Source organism: Paracoccus rhizosphaerae (assembly GCF_026162645.1).
GTDB classification, from domain to species: Bacteria; Pseudomonadota; Alphaproteobacteria; order Rhodobacterales; family Rhodobacteraceae; genus Paracoccus; species Paracoccus rhizosphaerae.
The window spans coordinates 1-14,360 of record NZ_JAOTBE010000008.1 but is presented as its reverse complement, the minus strand read 5'-3'; the positions used below and the strand labels follow the sequence as shown (position 1 = coordinate 14,360).

General features: G+C 62.7%; 14 protein-coding genes and 1 pseudogene. 14 read left to right on the top strand and 1 reads right to left on the bottom strand.

Features of this window, described 5'->3' with window-relative positions:
* The first annotated feature begins 253 nt into the window (after nucleotides 1-253).
* The 7 genes from OC184_RS04955 to OC184_RS04925 all read left to right on the top strand — a co-directional run bounded on the left by OC184_RS04955 (nucleotide 254) and on the right by OC184_RS04925 (nucleotide 5,471).
* A complete protein-coding gene (locus OC184_RS04955) occupies nucleotides 254-1,657 on the top strand; it encodes a TolC family protein (protein WP_265506085.1) in 1,404 nt (467 codons plus the stop codon).
* Entirely contained in the window at nucleotides 1,654-3,021 is a 1,368-nt protein-coding gene (locus OC184_RS04950; RefSeq protein WP_265506084.1) for a multicopper oxidase family protein, read from the top strand. Before OC184_RS04955 ends, OC184_RS04950 begins: the two co-directional genes overlap by 4 nt.
* A gap of 35 nt (nucleotides 3,022-3,056) precedes the next feature.
* Nucleotides 3,057-3,527, top strand: coding sequence for a cupredoxin domain-containing protein (locus OC184_RS04945; RefSeq protein ID WP_265506083.1), 471 nt, complete (start codon nucleotides 3,057-3,059; stop codon nucleotides 3,525-3,527).
* Nucleotides 3,528-3,543: 16 nt separating this feature from the next.
* Nucleotides 3,544-3,825 (top strand): copper-binding protein, encoded by a 282-nt coding sequence (locus tag OC184_RS04940; RefSeq protein WP_265506082.1) that lies wholly within the window; start codon nucleotides 3,544-3,546, stop codon nucleotides 3,823-3,825.
* 47 nt (nucleotides 3,826-3,872) lie between these two features.
* Nucleotides 3,873-4,367 (top strand): DUF305 domain-containing protein, encoded by a 495-nt coding sequence (locus OC184_RS04935; protein WP_265506081.1) that lies wholly within the window; start codon nucleotides 3,873-3,875, stop codon nucleotides 4,365-4,367.
* Between the two features lie 177 nt (nucleotides 4,368-4,544).
* On the top strand, nucleotides 4,545-5,024 hold the full coding sequence (locus OC184_RS04930) for a DUF411 domain-containing protein (RefSeq protein WP_265506080.1): 480 nt from the start codon (nucleotides 4,545-4,547) through the stop codon (nucleotides 5,022-5,024).
* Between the two features lie 39 nt (nucleotides 5,025-5,063).
* Nucleotides 5,064-5,471, top strand: a complete 408-nt coding sequence (locus tag OC184_RS04925; RefSeq protein ID WP_265506079.1) for a MerR family transcriptional regulator — start codon at nucleotides 5,064-5,066, stop codon at nucleotides 5,469-5,471.
* On the opposite strand, the gene OC184_RS04920 is transcribed toward OC184_RS04925, so the two are convergent.
* Complete coding sequence (locus tag OC184_RS04920) at nucleotides 5,468-6,025, bottom strand: c-type cytochrome (protein WP_265506078.1); 558 nt, start codon at nucleotides 6,023-6,025, stop codon at nucleotides 5,468-5,470. The genes OC184_RS04925 and OC184_RS04920 overlap by 4 nt on opposite strands.
* A gap of 22 nt (nucleotides 6,026-6,047) precedes the next feature.
* Between OC184_RS04920 and OC184_RS04915 the strand changes: the two genes are divergently transcribed.
* The 7 genes and pseudogenes from OC184_RS04915 to OC184_RS04885 all read left to right on the top strand — a co-directional run bounded on the left by OC184_RS04915 (nucleotide 6,048) and on the right by OC184_RS04885 (nucleotide 14,034).
* Nucleotides 6,048-6,248, top strand: a complete 201-nt coding sequence (locus tag OC184_RS04915) for a heavy-metal-associated domain-containing protein (protein WP_265506077.1) — start codon at nucleotides 6,048-6,050, stop codon at nucleotides 6,246-6,248.
* Nucleotides 6,249-6,384: 136 nt separating this feature from the next.
* Nucleotides 6,385-8,709, top strand: a complete 2,325-nt coding sequence (locus OC184_RS04910; protein ID WP_378926265.1) for a copper-transporting P-type ATPase — start codon at nucleotides 6,385-6,387, stop codon at nucleotides 8,707-8,709.
* A 576-nt stretch (nucleotides 8,710-9,285) separates the two neighbouring features.
* Nucleotides 9,286-10,434 (top strand): annotated as a pseudogene (locus tag OC184_RS04905) (IS3 family transposase).
* A gap of 180 nt (nucleotides 10,435-10,614) precedes the next feature.
* Nucleotides 10,615-10,791, top strand: coding sequence for a hypothetical protein (locus OC184_RS04900; RefSeq protein ID WP_158248115.1), 177 nt, complete (start codon nucleotides 10,615-10,617; stop codon nucleotides 10,789-10,791).
* A gap of 57 nt (nucleotides 10,792-10,848) precedes the next feature.
* Nucleotides 10,849-11,241 carry a glucose dehydrogenase gene (locus OC184_RS04895; protein WP_265506075.1) on the top strand — a complete coding sequence of 131 codons (393 nt, stop codon included), beginning with the start codon at nucleotides 10,849-10,851 and terminating at the stop codon, nucleotides 11,239-11,241.
* A gap of 201 nt (nucleotides 11,242-11,442) precedes the next feature.
* Nucleotides 11,443-13,458, top strand: coding sequence for a pyrroloquinoline quinone-dependent dehydrogenase (locus OC184_RS04890; protein ID WP_239986205.1), 2,016 nt, complete (start codon nucleotides 11,443-11,445; stop codon nucleotides 13,456-13,458).
* A gap of 87 nt (nucleotides 13,459-13,545) precedes the next feature.
* Complete coding sequence (locus OC184_RS04885) at nucleotides 13,546-14,034, top strand: DUF421 domain-containing protein (protein WP_239986204.1); 489 nt, start codon at nucleotides 13,546-13,548, stop codon at nucleotides 14,032-14,034.
* The last annotated feature ends 326 nt before the right edge of the window (nucleotides 14,035-14,360 follow it).

Genomic DNA, 14,360 nt, shown 5'->3' with positions numbered 1-14,360 from the left:
ATTCTGATCTCAAGCGGAACTCAACCCTCATGAAACCACTCGTCACGGCGGCACTCCCGCTGTTGGCAGCCGCCTGTGCGCCGCTGCCGCCCATGGACATGTCTCTGCCCCCTGCCGCAGATCCGGCAGGTCCCGTCTCCGTCGCTCCGGCAGGACCAGCAGTCAATTATACGGCTCGACGGGTCATGGAGCCCGCAGACTGGACTACCCTGAACTCCGAGCAGATTGGAGGCAGCGAATGAGAAAGCTCTTGATGCTATCATTCGGCGCCATCCTGACGCTGTCTGCATGTGCCGATGTCGCGACCATGAAGAAGGCCAGCGATCAGCGGGCCGGATTTGCGCCTGTTTCCGATATTTCGCGGCGTGCCACGGGCGCAGGAGCAGTCTGGCTACAAAGCCCGGCGGAACGTGAGGCGAATGCCGCGCGCGTTCGCGCCATGGCGCACCGCAAAACCCTGAGTGCCGACCAGGCGGTGCAGATTGCATTGTTGAACAACCCCGGTCTTCAGGCGCGATATGCCGAACTGGGCCTATCGGCGACTGACCTGTGGGAAACCGCACGCGGCCCCGTTCCGGCCCTGGGCTTGTCCGTATCTGGCCTGGTGGGCGGCGATGTAACACGCTCGATCGAAGCTACTCTCGTTTCGTCGATCCTGGACATTGCGACGCAAAAGCCCCGGACCCGGACAGCGGAACTGGCGTTCCGGCAGGCGCAACTGGCAGCAGCGGGCGAAACGCTGGCCCTGGCCCACGAAACGCGCCGCAGTTGGATCGAAGCTGTCGGGGCGTTTGAGGCCGCCGCCCTGATCGGCCAGTCACAAAACACTGCCAATGCGGCGTCTGAGCTGGCGTCCGAACTTGGGGCCACGGGTGCGATGAGCCGCGCAGACCAGGCACGGGAACATGCCTTCACTGCTGAATTGGCGGCCGAGCAGGCGGCAGCCAAGCTGGAGGCGCAGCTTGCCAAGGAAAAACTGGTCCGACTGATGGGTCTGTGGGGCAGCGGGACGGAGTTCTATGTTCCCGATCGCCTGCCGGCCTTGCCCGGGGGCGCACCGGGCCGCGCGGATATTGAGCGCCAAGCCTTGGCCAATCGGGTCGATCTGGCCGCAGGGCGCCTGGAGCTGCAGGCCATTGCCAGCCGCTATCGGTTGGAGGGGCAGACCCGAATGGTCGCCGATGCCGCCTTTGCCAATGGCGTGGAAATCGAGCGCGAAGAGGGAGAAACCGAGCGTTCCCCCGTCCTGGATATCGAGTTCCAGATCCCGGTGTATGACACCGGTGGCCTGCTCTCGCGCCGCGGCAGCCTGGAATACATGCGATCTGCCAACAGTCTGGCCCAAGCGGCTGTTGATGCCCGTTCCGAGGCCCGCGCAGCTCATACCGCCGTGACCGGCAGCTATCAGATCGCCCGCCATTGGCGCGATCAGGTGCTGCCCTTGCGACGCGAGATCAACGAACAGGCGCTGCTCAGCTACAACGGCATGCTCACCTCAACCTTCGAGCTGCTGAACGATGCCCGTGAGGAATTGGAGTCGCGGCTGAGCGCGGCCGAGGCCAAGCGCAATTACTGGCTGGCCGAGGCTGACGCTACCGCAGCGATATGGGGCGGGGCCACGGGAGAAACGGCCGGCGAGGAAGGAGACGAGGGATGATGAACCGCAGGACGATGCTGGGCGCCGGAATTGGTGCTGGGGCCGCGGCACTCGCCGTGAAGGCAGCGCAAGCTGAGACGCGCTTTCGCGATCTGCCGGAAGCTGCCAGCACCGACAGCCCTTATACGCAGGTGCCGCCCCGTCCCACAACGGGCATCGACTACAACCCGATCGTCACCCTGAATGGCTGGTCGCTGCCCTACCGGTTGAATGGCAACGTCAAGGAGTTCCACCTGGTCGCCGAACCGGTGGAACGGATCATGGCTGACGGGATGGTCGCCCGTTTGTGGGGCTACAATGGGCAATCGACCGGTCCGACCATCGAGGCGGTCGAGGGTGAACGGGTCCGCATCTATGTCACCAACCGCTTGCCCGAGCACACTTCGGTGCACTGGCACGGGTTGATCCTTCCGTCAGGCATGGACGGAGTAGGGGGTCTGAGCCATCCCGCGATCCCTGCCGGCAAGACCTATGTCTACGAGTTCGACTTGGTAAAGTCCGGGACGTTCATGTACCACCCCCATGCCGACGAGATGGTGCAGATGGCCATGGGCATGATGGGCCTCTTCATCGTGCATCCGCGCGATCCGTCCTTCATGCCGGTGGATCGCGACTTCGGCATCCTGCTGGCGGCTTATGACATCGATCCGGGCACCTATATCCCGCGCGTCGCCGAGATGACGGACTTCAATCTCTGGACCTTCAACAGCCGGATTTTTCCGGACATCGACCCGCTGGTTGTCAGCAAGGGCGACCGGGTCCGGGTGCGGGTGGGCAACCTGACCATGACCAACCACCCCATCCACATGCACGGCTACGATTTTGAGGTGACCTGTACGGACGGAGGCTGGGTCCGGCCCGAGGCCCGCTGGCCCGAAGTCACCATCGACATCCCGGTGGGATCGATGCGGGCCTACGAGTTCAACGCCGACCATGTGGGAGACTGGGCCTTCCACTGCCACAAGTCGCATCACACCATGAACGCGATGGGCCATGAGCTGCCGACCTTCATTGGCGCCAACAAGGCACGCGTGACCGAGATGATCCGCAGACACCAGCCAGGTTACATGCCGATGGGCACCGCCGGCATGGCGGACATGGGCGAGATGTCGATGGAGATCCCCGAGAACACCATCCCGATGATGACCGGCTGGGGTCCGTTCGGCCCCTTGGAGATGGGGGGCATGTTTTCGGTCGTGAAGGTGCGCGAGGGGATCGCGCCCGACGATTACTCGGATCCGGGCTGGTATGAAAATCCTCCCGGTACCCAGGCCTGGGAATGGACGGGCGAGTTGCCCGAACATGCCAGCAACGACAGCCCCCAGACCATTCTGACCCCGCGCGGCGGAAAGCGGTTGGGCTGACCCTGAATTATCGAGCAACCATAAAGGAAAACCTGATGAAATCGTTGATGCTGGCAACCGCGGTTGCCCTGTTGCCAACCCTTCCCCTGGCCGGAGGAACCCATAAAGGCGGCCATAATTATGCTGCGGGCGCTCCGGCAACTGGTGGAGAGATGAAGACCGTCGAGGTGTCGATGCGGGAAACCGAGGATGGCGCCATGGTTTTCGAGCCCAAGGAGCTGTCCTTCGCGGCCGGCGAGACCGTCCGCCTGGTCATCACCAACAAGGGTGAGTTGGAGCATGAGTTCGTCATGGATACGGTCGAGGCCAATGCCGAGCACAAGGAACTGATGGCCCGCTTTCCCGAAATGGAACACGACGATCCGAATGCGGTCCGCCTGCAACCGGGCGAGACCGGGGAGATCCTCTGGACCTTCACGAATGCAGGCGAATTCGAATTCGCCTGCCTGATGCTGGGCCACTACGAGTCCGGCATGCACGGCCCCCTGAACGTCACCAAATCCTGAACACGAGGACGAGATCATGAAACTGATCCAACTGACCGCAGCCGCCCTGATCGTTTCTTCCGGAACCGCCTTCGCAGATACCCACATCACGAACGGGACCGTCACCAAGATCGACACCAAATGGAACAAGGTGACCATCGATCACGAGGAGCTCAAGAACCTCGATATGCCAGCCATGAAGATGGTTTTCCAGGTGGCGGAACCGGAAATGCTCGAAACCCTGAGCGAGGGTGACACGATCCAGTTTGCTGCGGACCGTGTGAACGGCAAGCTGACCGTCACCGAAATCCTGGAATGAGAAGCACGACCCTTTTCAGCTCTGACCTTCAATTTGGGAGAAACAAGATGACCTTTGCGCAAACGATGATCATGGCAGCTGTTGCGGCCCTGGGTCTGTCCTTGCCTGTGTTGGCGCAGGATGCGGCGTTCCAGCTTCCGGAACAATGCGCCACCTCCTCCGGCTCGACTGAGATGGCGGCTGGCAAGATGCACGGGTCCTCTACAGAGGACGGCAAGCAACCCGGCATGGACTCGGACATGACCGGCATGATGGGCATGGGCCAGATGGATATGGAGGCCATGCCGGAGCATGTCCGTGAAAACATGCGCAGGATGATGGTTTCCATGCCGGCCATGCATCAGGGTATGATGCAGGAAGACGCCGATGTGGCCTTTGCCTGTGCGATGATCGCCCATCATCAGGGAGCCATCGACATGTCGGAAGTCCTGTTGAAATACGGCAAGGATGAGGAAACGCGCGCGCTCGCCGAAGGGATCATTGCCGCTCAGGCTGAGGAGATCGGACAGATGACGGCCTGGTTGGCCGAACACGCCAAGTAACCTTGCCGCGGCCGTGCGGCGTGAGCTGCGCGGCCTCTTACCTGACAGATCAGGCCGGAGCAGCACGAAGCGGAACTGGCCAGCCTGGTTAGCGGCATGCTGCTATCGAAGATGACGGCTTGATCGGTCAGGCGAGCAGGCTGCCTGCCGCAAATTCTTCAAAGAAAGGACAAGCCCATGACCCAGAGAACTTTTTCGCGCCGCACGGTCTTGTCAGTCAGTGTCGGACTGCTCGGCCTGTCTGCGTTACCCGTCATTGCAGATCGCCTCGACACTCGGATGGTGGTCGTCAAAGACCCCAATTGCGGCTGTTGCGGCGCCTGGATCGAGATCGTCCAGTCGGCGGGATTTGAAGTGACCACGGAACACCGCGCCGGCACTGCGCTGATGCGCTACAAGATCGACAACGGGATCCCTGAGGCAATGGCCTCCTGCCATACGGCGCGCATTGGCGGCTACACGCTAGAAGGCCATGTTCCCGTAGCCGACATTCGCCGCTTGCTGAAAGAACGTCCCGATGCCATCGGTCTGGCAGTGCCGGGCATGCCGTACGGTTCACCAGGCATGGGACCCGAGGACGCACGGGAGGCCTATGACGTCTTCCTGATCCAGAAAAACGGAAACACATCGGTCTTCACCCATTACGATGCCGCATGACGATCCGCACGATTGGCGTCCATAATGGACGGAACAGCAATGAACATTACCGAAGCTGCCCGGGTATCGGGCCTCGCCGCCAAGACGATCCGGTACTATGAGGATATCGGCCTGGTCTCCCCGCGGCGGGGGGCGAACGGTTATCGCCAGTTCAGGCCCGACGACATCAGGCGACTGATCTTTCTGGGACGTGCGCGGCGGCTGGACTTCTCCCTGCAGGATTGCCGCGATCTCCTGGCCTTGAACAAGGATGCAGACCGCAGCAGCGCGAACGTCCGCAAGATCGCCTCCCGACATCTCGCACACGTGGATACGCGGCTGACTGAGCTGTTGCAGTTGCGTGATGCCCTGCAGAACCTCGTCGACAGTTGTGCTGGCGACGGGCAGCCTGATTGCACGATCCTGGATGCGCTCACCGTGGACTACCTGGGCCAGGATGGTAGTTAGCCGTTGTTCCGCCGAGCCTGAATTGCCTGAAGACGCGCAGGCCATCGGGATTTGATGAAGGCGAGGATCGCGGCAATCTCTCCAGCCGAAAGAACCTCGCCGAACGCCGGCATGCCCGAAGTCATGGCAACGCCCATGTCGTCCAGAACCGCCTGCCCGCCGCGATGGATATAATCGGTCAGCATGGCATCGTCATGATGCCAGGTGTGGCCAGTCTCATCATGGGGCGGGGCAGGCAGGATCCCATCCTCGCCAGCCTTCTGCCATTCCGGTTGCCCTTCAAGCCGGGTTCCATGGCAGGCGGCACAGTGCTGCATATAGAGCGTCTCGCCACGCTGCAGGTTGGGAGTTCTACTATACGCCCAAGCTGCGACAAGCGCCGCACTTGCAAAGGCAAAGGCGACCGGCCAGCCGAGCGGCAAGCGCAGGAAAGAGGAACGCTTCGAAACCATATCAAGCAGGGTGCCGATCTTGATGCGAAGGTCAATTATGCCACCGGGTCGCTCACCCGCTCTTGACCTTCCAGCACTGGAACCTCCCAGATACGACAGCATGAGACAGGCCAAGGAAGATCCCATGCGCTTTCACATCCCAAACATGAACTGCGGCGGCTGCGCTCGCAGCGTTACTCGCGCCATCCAATCCGTTGATGCGAATGCCCGTATCACCATCGAGCAGGCCAGCCGAGAGATCGAGATTTCGACCGACCTGCCGCGCCAGCAGATTGTCGCCGCGCTTGCTGCGGCAGGTTACCCTGCGGCGCCAACAGCCGCCTGAGCACGCCTCTTCGCTACTTTGATCCCCGCGGGCGCACGGGTTCGCCCGGGCCCCAGCTCACCTCAAGGAGCGTCCCATGTCACACGATGTTTCTTCGCAGTCAAACACGCCGGCGAACGCCGTCTACGTTTGCCCCATGCATCCGGAGGTGCGCCGGCCCGGTCCAGGGCGCTGTCCTCAATGCGGGATGCATCTGGTGCCCGAGGCGGAAGCGGCAAGTCGGGCGCGCCACGGACATGATTTCCACGACCATGGCTCATCCATCCGCCAGACCCGGCATGACATGGATGCCCGTCCCGACCCTGAAAAAAGCTATGACCACGTGCCGCCCGATTGGACGGGGGCGGTCTATACCTGTCCCATGCACCCCGAGGTGCGGCAGACCGAGGCGGGTTCCTGCCCGATCTGCGGCATGGGACTGGAGCTTGAATCCGCCGCCATGGTGGACGACGGCCCCAATCCCGAGCTTGTCGATTTCACCCGCCGTTTCTGGGTCGCTGCGGCGCTGACGGTGCCACTGCTGGTCCTGACCATGGCGCCGATGATCGGTGTTGGGGCAGTGCGCGATCTCTTTGGCGAGCGCGTGACGCTGTGGATTGAACTCCTTCTCGGAACCCCCGTGGTGCTGTGGTGCGGCTGGCCGTTCCTGGTGCGCGGCTGGCGGTCCTTCCGCAGCGGCAACCTGAACATGTTCAGCCTGATCGCCATGGGCGTCATGGCGGCCTGGCTATTCAGCATGGCCGCGGTGATGGCCCCGCAGATCTTTCCTGCAGGTTTCCGAGACGCCGAGGGGCATGTCGGCGTCTATTTTGAGGCCGCGGCCGTGATCGTGACGCTGGTTCTGCTGGGTCAGATCATGGAGCTGCGCGCCCGCGAAGGCACCGGCCGCGCCATCCGCGCCCTGCTCGATCTGGCGCCGGCGACCGCGCGCCTGCTCCGCCCCGACGGCAGCGAGGCGGAGGTGCCGCTGGACACGGTGCAGGTGGGCGACCGGCTGCGGGTGCGTCCGGGCGACAAGGTGCCCGTGGATGGCACGGTCGTGGACGGCCGCTCGTCCATCGACGAGAGCATGATCACCGGCGAGCCGCTGCCGGTCGAGAAGGTATTGGGCGATCCGGTCACCGGGGCTACAATTAACGGCACCGGCTCTCTGGTGATCGAGGCAACCCGCGTCGGCGCCGACACCATGCTAAACCAGATCGTCCAGATGGTCTCGAACGCGCAACGCTCGCGCGCGCCGATTCAGAAATACGCCGACAAGGTTGCGGGCCTGTTCGTACCGGCGGTGATCGCCATTGCGGTCGTGGCCTTCATTGCCTGGGCGATCTGGGGGCCGCAGCCATCGTTCTCCTATGGACTGGTGGCGGCCGTGGCGGTGCTGATTATCGCCTGCCCCTGCGCACTGGGCTTGGCCACGCCCATGTCGATCATGACCGCGACCGGGCGCGGCGCACAGGCCGGCGTACTGATCAAGAATGCTGAGGCGCTGGAGCGCTTTGAAAGAGTTGACACTCTGATTGTGGACAAGACTGGCACCCTGACCGAGGGCAAGCCGCGCCTTATCGCCGTGCTACCAGAGGCGGGACATGACGAGGACGCGATCCTGCACCTTGCCGCGTCGCTCGAACGCGGGTCCGAGCATCCACTGGCCGAGGCCATCGTGCGCGGCGCCAAGGAGCGCGGTCTCGACATGACCGAGGCCAAGGATTTCGAGGCTGTGACCGGGCAAGGTGTGCGCGGCATTGTAGACGGACAGCCGGTGGCGCTCGGCAACATCCGCCTGCTGGCGGACATGGGGTTTGATGTCGGTCCGTTGGCTGCCCGCGCTGACGCGCGGCGCGACGAGGGCGAAACAGTGATGTTTGTCGTGGTGAATAACACAGTCGCCGGTATGGTCTCGGTCGCAGATCCGGTCAAGCAGACGACGCCAGCCGCGTTGAGGGCGCTGCATGAACTCGGTTTTCGCATCATCATGGCGACCGGCGACAACGAGCGTACGGCCCGTGCGGTGGCCGCGCGTCTTGGCATTGACGAGATTCGTGCCGATGTTCTGCCCCAGGACAAGGCGCGGATCATTGCTGAATTGCAAGCAGTCGGCCGCAAGGTGGCGATGGCGGGTGACGGGGTGAACGATGCGCCCGCCCTGGCGCAGGCCGATGTTGGGATTGCCATGGGCACTGGAGCCGATGTGGCGATCGAGAGCGCGGGGATCACGCTTGTCAAAGGCAATCTCGACGGCATCGTCCGTGCGCGGCGGCTGGCGCAGGCGACGATGCGAAACATTCGCCAGAACCTGTTCTTTGCCCTGATTTACAACGCCGCAGGCGTTCCGGTGGCAGCCGGGCTGCTGTTTCCGTTCTTCGGCATCCTCATCAGCCCGATGTTTGCAGCCTTTGCTATGAGCGCCTCCTCGATCTCGGTTGTACTGAACGCCCTGCGATTGAGAACAGTGCGGGTGTAACAGAGTATTGCGCCACATGGCCCTGCCTCCCTTTGAGAGGCAGGCAGGGCCGCCCGGCCTCGGGAATACTCTGGCGGAACTCGGTCACAAAGCTTGTTTCTTTCGGCGCTGCTTAATTTGATCGGTCTAGCTAGCCATGAGTTGACCTGACCATTTTAGAAGGCGCGTCCCTCGGGGCGGTTTCAACATCAAGTGCCACAAGCCGGAACGGACCCTTGGGAAAAGGAGGCACACAATCCGAGATCAATCCCAAATCTCCAGTAATCTGAGAAAGTGTCCGAAAGAAGATCCCTTGCGGGCGGTTCAGCTTGAAGCCTGGCAGCTTACCTGACGCCCGACCGGATCGCCGATCACTTCGGCATGGCCCGGTCAACGCTGGCTGCCTTGCTCAAGAACGGCCCGGACCTGCGTGCCCGCTCCGACACGTGTCAAGGGACCTCCACCTTTACGAGCTAAGGCGACACGGTGGCCCCTGACCTGATCAACGGCCGCTTTGACCAAGCGGGCGACCGGTGGCCTGCTGCCGGTTTCGTGGACACGACAATAGGATCGTGACCAAGGGACTGGAGATCACAAATGACGAGACGGAAGTTCAGCCGCGAGTTAAAAAAGCGAGGCTGTAAAGCTGGTGACCGATCGCGGCGTATCGGTGGCGCAGACAGCCCGTGACCTTGATCTGGCGGAGAGCGTGTTGCGGCGCTGGATGCGGGAGCTAACTGCCGCGCCAACTGCGGCGTTTCCAGGGAACGGGCAGATGCGGGCCGATCAGGCCGAGATCGCGGCGCTGAAGAAAGAGGTCGCCCGACTCCGGGCGGAGCGTGACATCCTCAAGAAGGCCACGGCTTTTTTCGCGCGCGAGGCGACATGAGGTTCGCCTTTATCGCCAAGCATCGTCACATCTGGCCGGTCAGCTGGCTCTGCGAGGTGCTGGAGGTCTCGCGTTCGGGATTCCACGCCTGGCTCAACCGCCCGGTCAGCGCCCGCGAGATCCATGATGCGAAGCTCGTCCCAGCCATCGACAAGAGTTTCAAGGCCAGCGATTGCACCTATGGCGCCCGCCGCGTTTGGCGTGACGTGCTTGAGGACGGACTGGCCTGCGGTCTGCATCGGATCGAACGGCTGATGCGCCAGAATGCGATGAGGGCGCGGCCGAGGCGACGCGGGAAGCCCAGAGATGACGGTGAGCGGTCGGTCATCGCCGGCAACATCCTCGACCGGAACTTCGAGGCCGATCGGCCAAACCAGAAGTGGCTGGCCGACTTCACCTACATCTGGACTGCCGAGGGCTGGCTGTATGTCGCCGTCGTGCTGGACCTGTTCTCCCGGCGCGCCGTCGGCTGGTCCATGAAGGCCGAACGGGACGCATCTCTGGTCATGGATGCGCTGATGATGGCAGTCTGGCGGCGCGGAAAAGCTGACGCGCTGCTGCATCATTCGGATCAAGGCTCCCAATACACCAGCGAGCAGTTCCAGCGCCTGCTCCACGACAACGGCATCACCTGCTCGATGAGCCGGGCCGGCAACGTGTGGTACAACTCAGCCATGGAAAGCTTCTTCTCTTCGCTGAAGACCGAGCGCACCGCCCGCAAGGTCTACCGCACGCGTGACGCCGCCCGGGCCGACGTGTTCGACTACGTCGAGCGCTTCTATAATCCGCAGCGACGCCATTCCAAACTGGGCTATCTAAGCCCCGTGGCGTTCGAGGCCCGCGCTATGCAAACTTAACTTGGTGTCCACGAAACCGGCAGCAGGCCACCGGCGCGAGATTATGGCAGCCGAGGGCACTACGCCCATGCCAGCCGACCGGCTGCGCATCGGCAGCACAGATTATGCGATCGACCGGGCTGAGTCTTATGCACCAGGCGGAGGCGCACTATACTTCGACCTCATTCTGAGGGAGTAACAATGACAGATCAGGATCATGTCGATGCTATTCAAACAGCTGTGTTAAATCTCAATACGGCTATCGAGGCAGAGGCCAAGGACGGGATGCTTTGCGAACTGATGATATTTCACAACCACACTGATGAACGGACAATCACGTTCACGCTTTTGGGAACACCTGTCCACTGCTCGGGTTGATCTGGGCATCACCAGCCCGTTGCCGGACCAGGGCTCGACATCTCGGAAGGAGCAATCATGGCCAATCATCGTGCCGATACCTTGCGCTTGCGCGGGTCGGACCACCTGCGCGGCGGCGGGTGGTGGATCTTTGCAATCATCCTTGCCATCGTGCTGTCGCTGTTCGGGCTGGCGCTGTTTGTCGGCGGCGTGTGGCTGATCTTCCTCGGGGGCAGCTGGTACTATGCCTTGGCGGGAGCCGGGCTGCTGATGACGGCATGGTTGCTGATCACAAGTCCCGGCGATGCGCTGCCGGTGTATGGGCTGGTCTGGATGGCCACGGTGATCTGGGCTTTCTGGGAGGTCGGCACCGACTGGTGGGCCCAGGTCCCGCGCCTTGTCGCCCCGACTGTCGTTCTGGTCCTGATCCTGCCCACTGCCATTGCCCTTGGCAGCCGCAGCAAGCGCTGAGACATCGCCATGCATAATCTCCTGCTGTCCGCCTCGGTTTTCGCCATTGTTGCGACATCGACCGCCTTGCCTGCCTTGTCGCAAACACCCCCTGCGACCGAGCCTGCCCCTCAGCCCACGGACCAGCCCACGGCTCCCACTCAGGCCCCTAGCGAAACGCCTGCGACAGGCAGCCCGTCCTTGGAAAGGTCCCCTGCTGCCATGCCGGCCGGCGAAGAAACCGCCGAGGCCGCCACGGGTCAGCAGACGGATCAGGGCAACCGCGCCCCCCGGCCTCAGCCTGAGATCGGTGCCGACTGGCCGTTCTGGGGCGGCGATGCTCAGGCGACGCGCTATTCGCCCTTGGACCAGATCACCCGCGACAACGTGGATCAGCTGGAACGCGCCTTCATTTATCGCACCGGCGACATGCCGACCGGCAGCGCCGAGGGCAAGTATGCGGCCGAGACTACGCCCCTGAAGATCGGCGACCAGTTGGTGATGTGTTCGGCCAAGAACATCCTGATCGCCATCGACGCTGCCACGGGCGAGGAGAACTGGCGCTACGACCCGCAGGTCAGCAACGACGCCATCCCCTATTCCGCGTCCTGCCGCGGTGTGTCGGCCTATACCGCGCCCGGCCTGCCTGACGACGCGCAGTGCAAGACCCGCGTGATCGAAGGCACCCTTGACGCCCGGCTGATTGCGGTTGATCTGCGCACCGGCCAGCCATGTGCGGACTTCGGCGAGAATGGCCAGGTCGATCTGTGGCAGAACATCGGCGAGAAGGTGCCCGGCTGGTATGCCGTCACCGCGCCTCCGGCCATCGTGCGCGGGGTGGTCGTCACCGGCGCCCAGGTCAAGGACGGGCAGGCTGAAGACGCGCCCTCCGGCGTGATCCGCGGTTTTGACGCGGTCACGGGCGCGTTCCTGTGGGCCTGGGATCTGGGCAGGCCCGGTGAACACGGCCAGCCGCCGGAAGGCGAGACCTATACCCGCGGCACGCCCAACATGTGGACCACCGCCACCGCTGACGAGAAACTGGGCCTTGTCTATTTGCCGATGGGCAATTCCTCTGTCGATTACTACGGTTCCAACCGCTCGGAACTGGAGAACCAGTGGGCAACAGGACTTGTTGCGCTGAACGCGCTGACGGGCGAGCCGGTCTGGGACTTCCAAACCGTTTACAACGATGTTTGGGACTATGATCTGGGCAGTCAGGCGACCTTGCTGGACTTTCCCACGGGCGAGGGAGAGACCACACCCGCAATCCTGCTGCCATCCAAGCAGGGCGACATCTACATCCTCGACCGTGCCACGGGCGAGCCGCTGACGCCGGTCGGAGAGATCGAGACACCCCAAGATCCCAGCGTCGAGCCTGACTACATCTCGGATGTGCAACCCACGTCCGAGTGGCACACGCTGCGCAAGGACGAGTTGGTTGAAAAGGACATGTGGGGCTTCACCCCCATCGACCAGTTGTGGTGCCGCATTCAGTTCCGCCGCGCCGGCTATCAAGGCTTCTACACGCCGCCGACCGCCGATCAGCGCTGGATCCAGTATCCCGGCTATAACGGCGGATCGGACTGGGGTTCGGTTGCGGTCGATACGGATCGCAACATCATTGTTGCCAACTACAACGATGTGCCGAACTACAACCGCCTGATCCCGCGCGAGGAAGCCGACGAAATGGGCCTGCGCCCGATCAACGAGCAGCCGCAGGGCGGTGAGGCCGGCGAGAACGCGGATGTGGGAGGGGCCGAGGGCGCGGGCGATCCGCAGGCGGGCGCCCCCTATGCCATCGACGTAAACGCGGGCTGGCGCAATGACGTCACCGGCGTGCCTTGTACCCGTCCCCCTTATGGCGGGATCCGCGCCATCGACCTGAACACCGGCGAGACGCTCTGGGACACGCCCATCGGCACCGCGCGGCGCAATGGTCCCTTCGGCATTCCCTCGATGCTGCCCTTTAAGATCGGCACGCCCAACAACGGTGGCTCGGTCGTCACGGCCGGCGGGCTGATTTTCATTGCAGCCGCGACCGACAACCTGTTCCGCGCCATTGACATCGAGACAGGCGAGACTGTGTGGCAGGACGTGCTGCCCGCCGGAGGACAGGCCAATCCCATTTCTTATGAGGTGGACGGGCAGCAATATGTCCTGATTGCCGCGACAGGTCATCACTTCATGGAAACGCCGATCGGCGATTACATCATCGCCTATCGCCTGCCCGAATGATCGAATGCCGGGCTCTTGCTGCCGGGCCCGGTATTCTGCCTGCCATCGCAGCGCCTGCTGTCCCGAGTGCACGAAAAGAGGCTCGCCTTGAACTGGAAGAACATGCTGTTCCAGAACTGGGAAGGGATCGTGCGAACGCTTGTCGTGGGCGTTCTGGCCTATGTGACGCTGATCCTGTTCCTGCGCATCTCGGGCAAGCGCACGCTTGCCAAGCTGAATGCGTTCGATCTGGTGGTGACGGTTGCCCTCTGCTCGACGCTCTCGGCCATCCTGCTGCAGGAATCCATCGCCCTGGCCGAGGGGGCGGTCGCCCTGGGGCTTCTCATCGCCATGCAGTTCCTTGTGGCCTTCACTTCGGTCCGCTGGAAGGCCTTTGCCAAGGCGGTCCGGTCCGAGCCCACCCTTCTGATCCGGTCTGGGCAATTCTGCGACGCAGCCATGCGGCGCGAGCGGAGCACCCGGGACGAGGCGATGAGCGCCGTGCGCGCCAGCGGGGGCCAGGATCTGGATGAGGTCGAGGCGGTGGTGCTGGAAAGCGACGGCACTCTCAGCGTCATGCTTTCCTCTCGCGGATAGGGCTTGGCGAAAAGACAATGCAGTAGATGCCTGGCATCGCTTGGCAAGATTTCCAACAGGAGCTGCGGAGTTCATGCCGCGTTCGCCGCCAAAGATATCGAACACATCACCATAGGGAAGCGACCTGAGCTCAGTAAATTCGATCCCGATAGCCGTGGTGACGATGGGTTCAGGCTGTCATAAGGATCATCGTGCGTTCATGGGATGAGAACGGCGGTGAGAAACTAGGCCACGGAAGCGGCGGCATGGAGCTGCTGCGGGCGGCGTAAAAGTCGTCCACCCTTTCCCTTTCTGCGGCAGCAGGGAGGGCGCGAGGATTTTCAGCG

Excerpts from the sequence above, each read along its gene's own strand:
- OC184_RS04955 (WP_265506085.1), top strand. The coding sequence starts at position 254 with ATGCTATCATTCGGCGCCATCCTGACGCTGTCTGCATGTGCCGATGTC.
- OC184_RS04950 (WP_265506084.1), top strand. The coding sequence starts at position 1,654 with ATGATGAACCGCAGGACGATGCTGGGCGCCGGAATTGGTGCTGGGGCC.
- OC184_RS04945 (WP_265506083.1), top strand. The coding sequence starts at position 3,057 with ATGAAATCGTTGATGCTGGCAACCGCGGTTGCCCTGTTGCCAACCCTT.
- OC184_RS04940 (WP_265506082.1), top strand. The coding sequence starts at position 3,544 with ATGAAACTGATCCAACTGACCGCAGCCGCCCTGATCGTTTCTTCCGGA.
- OC184_RS04935 (WP_265506081.1), top strand. The coding sequence starts at position 3,873 with ATGACCTTTGCGCAAACGATGATCATGGCAGCTGTTGCGGCCCTGGGT.
- OC184_RS04930 (WP_265506080.1), top strand. The coding sequence starts at position 4,545 with ATGACCCAGAGAACTTTTTCGCGCCGCACGGTCTTGTCAGTCAGTGTC.
- OC184_RS04925 (WP_265506079.1), top strand. The coding sequence starts at position 5,064 with ATGAACATTACCGAAGCTGCCCGGGTATCGGGCCTCGCCGCCAAGACG.
- OC184_RS04920 (WP_265506078.1), bottom strand. The coding sequence starts at position 6,025 with ATGCTGTCGTATCTGGGAGGTTCCAGTGCTGGAAGGTCAAGAGCGGGT.
- OC184_RS04915 (WP_265506077.1), top strand. The coding sequence starts at position 6,048 with ATGCGCTTTCACATCCCAAACATGAACTGCGGCGGCTGCGCTCGCAGC.
- OC184_RS04910 (WP_378926265.1), top strand. The coding sequence starts at position 6,385 with ATGCATCCGGAGGTGCGCCGGCCCGGTCCAGGGCGCTGTCCTCAATGC.
- OC184_RS04900 (WP_158248115.1), top strand. The coding sequence starts at position 10,615 with ATGACAGATCAGGATCATGTCGATGCTATTCAAACAGCTGTGTTAAAT.
- OC184_RS04895 (WP_265506075.1), top strand. The coding sequence starts at position 10,849 with ATGGCCAATCATCGTGCCGATACCTTGCGCTTGCGCGGGTCGGACCAC.
- OC184_RS04890 (WP_239986205.1), top strand. The coding sequence starts at position 11,443 with ATGCCGGCCGGCGAAGAAACCGCCGAGGCCGCCACGGGTCAGCAGACG.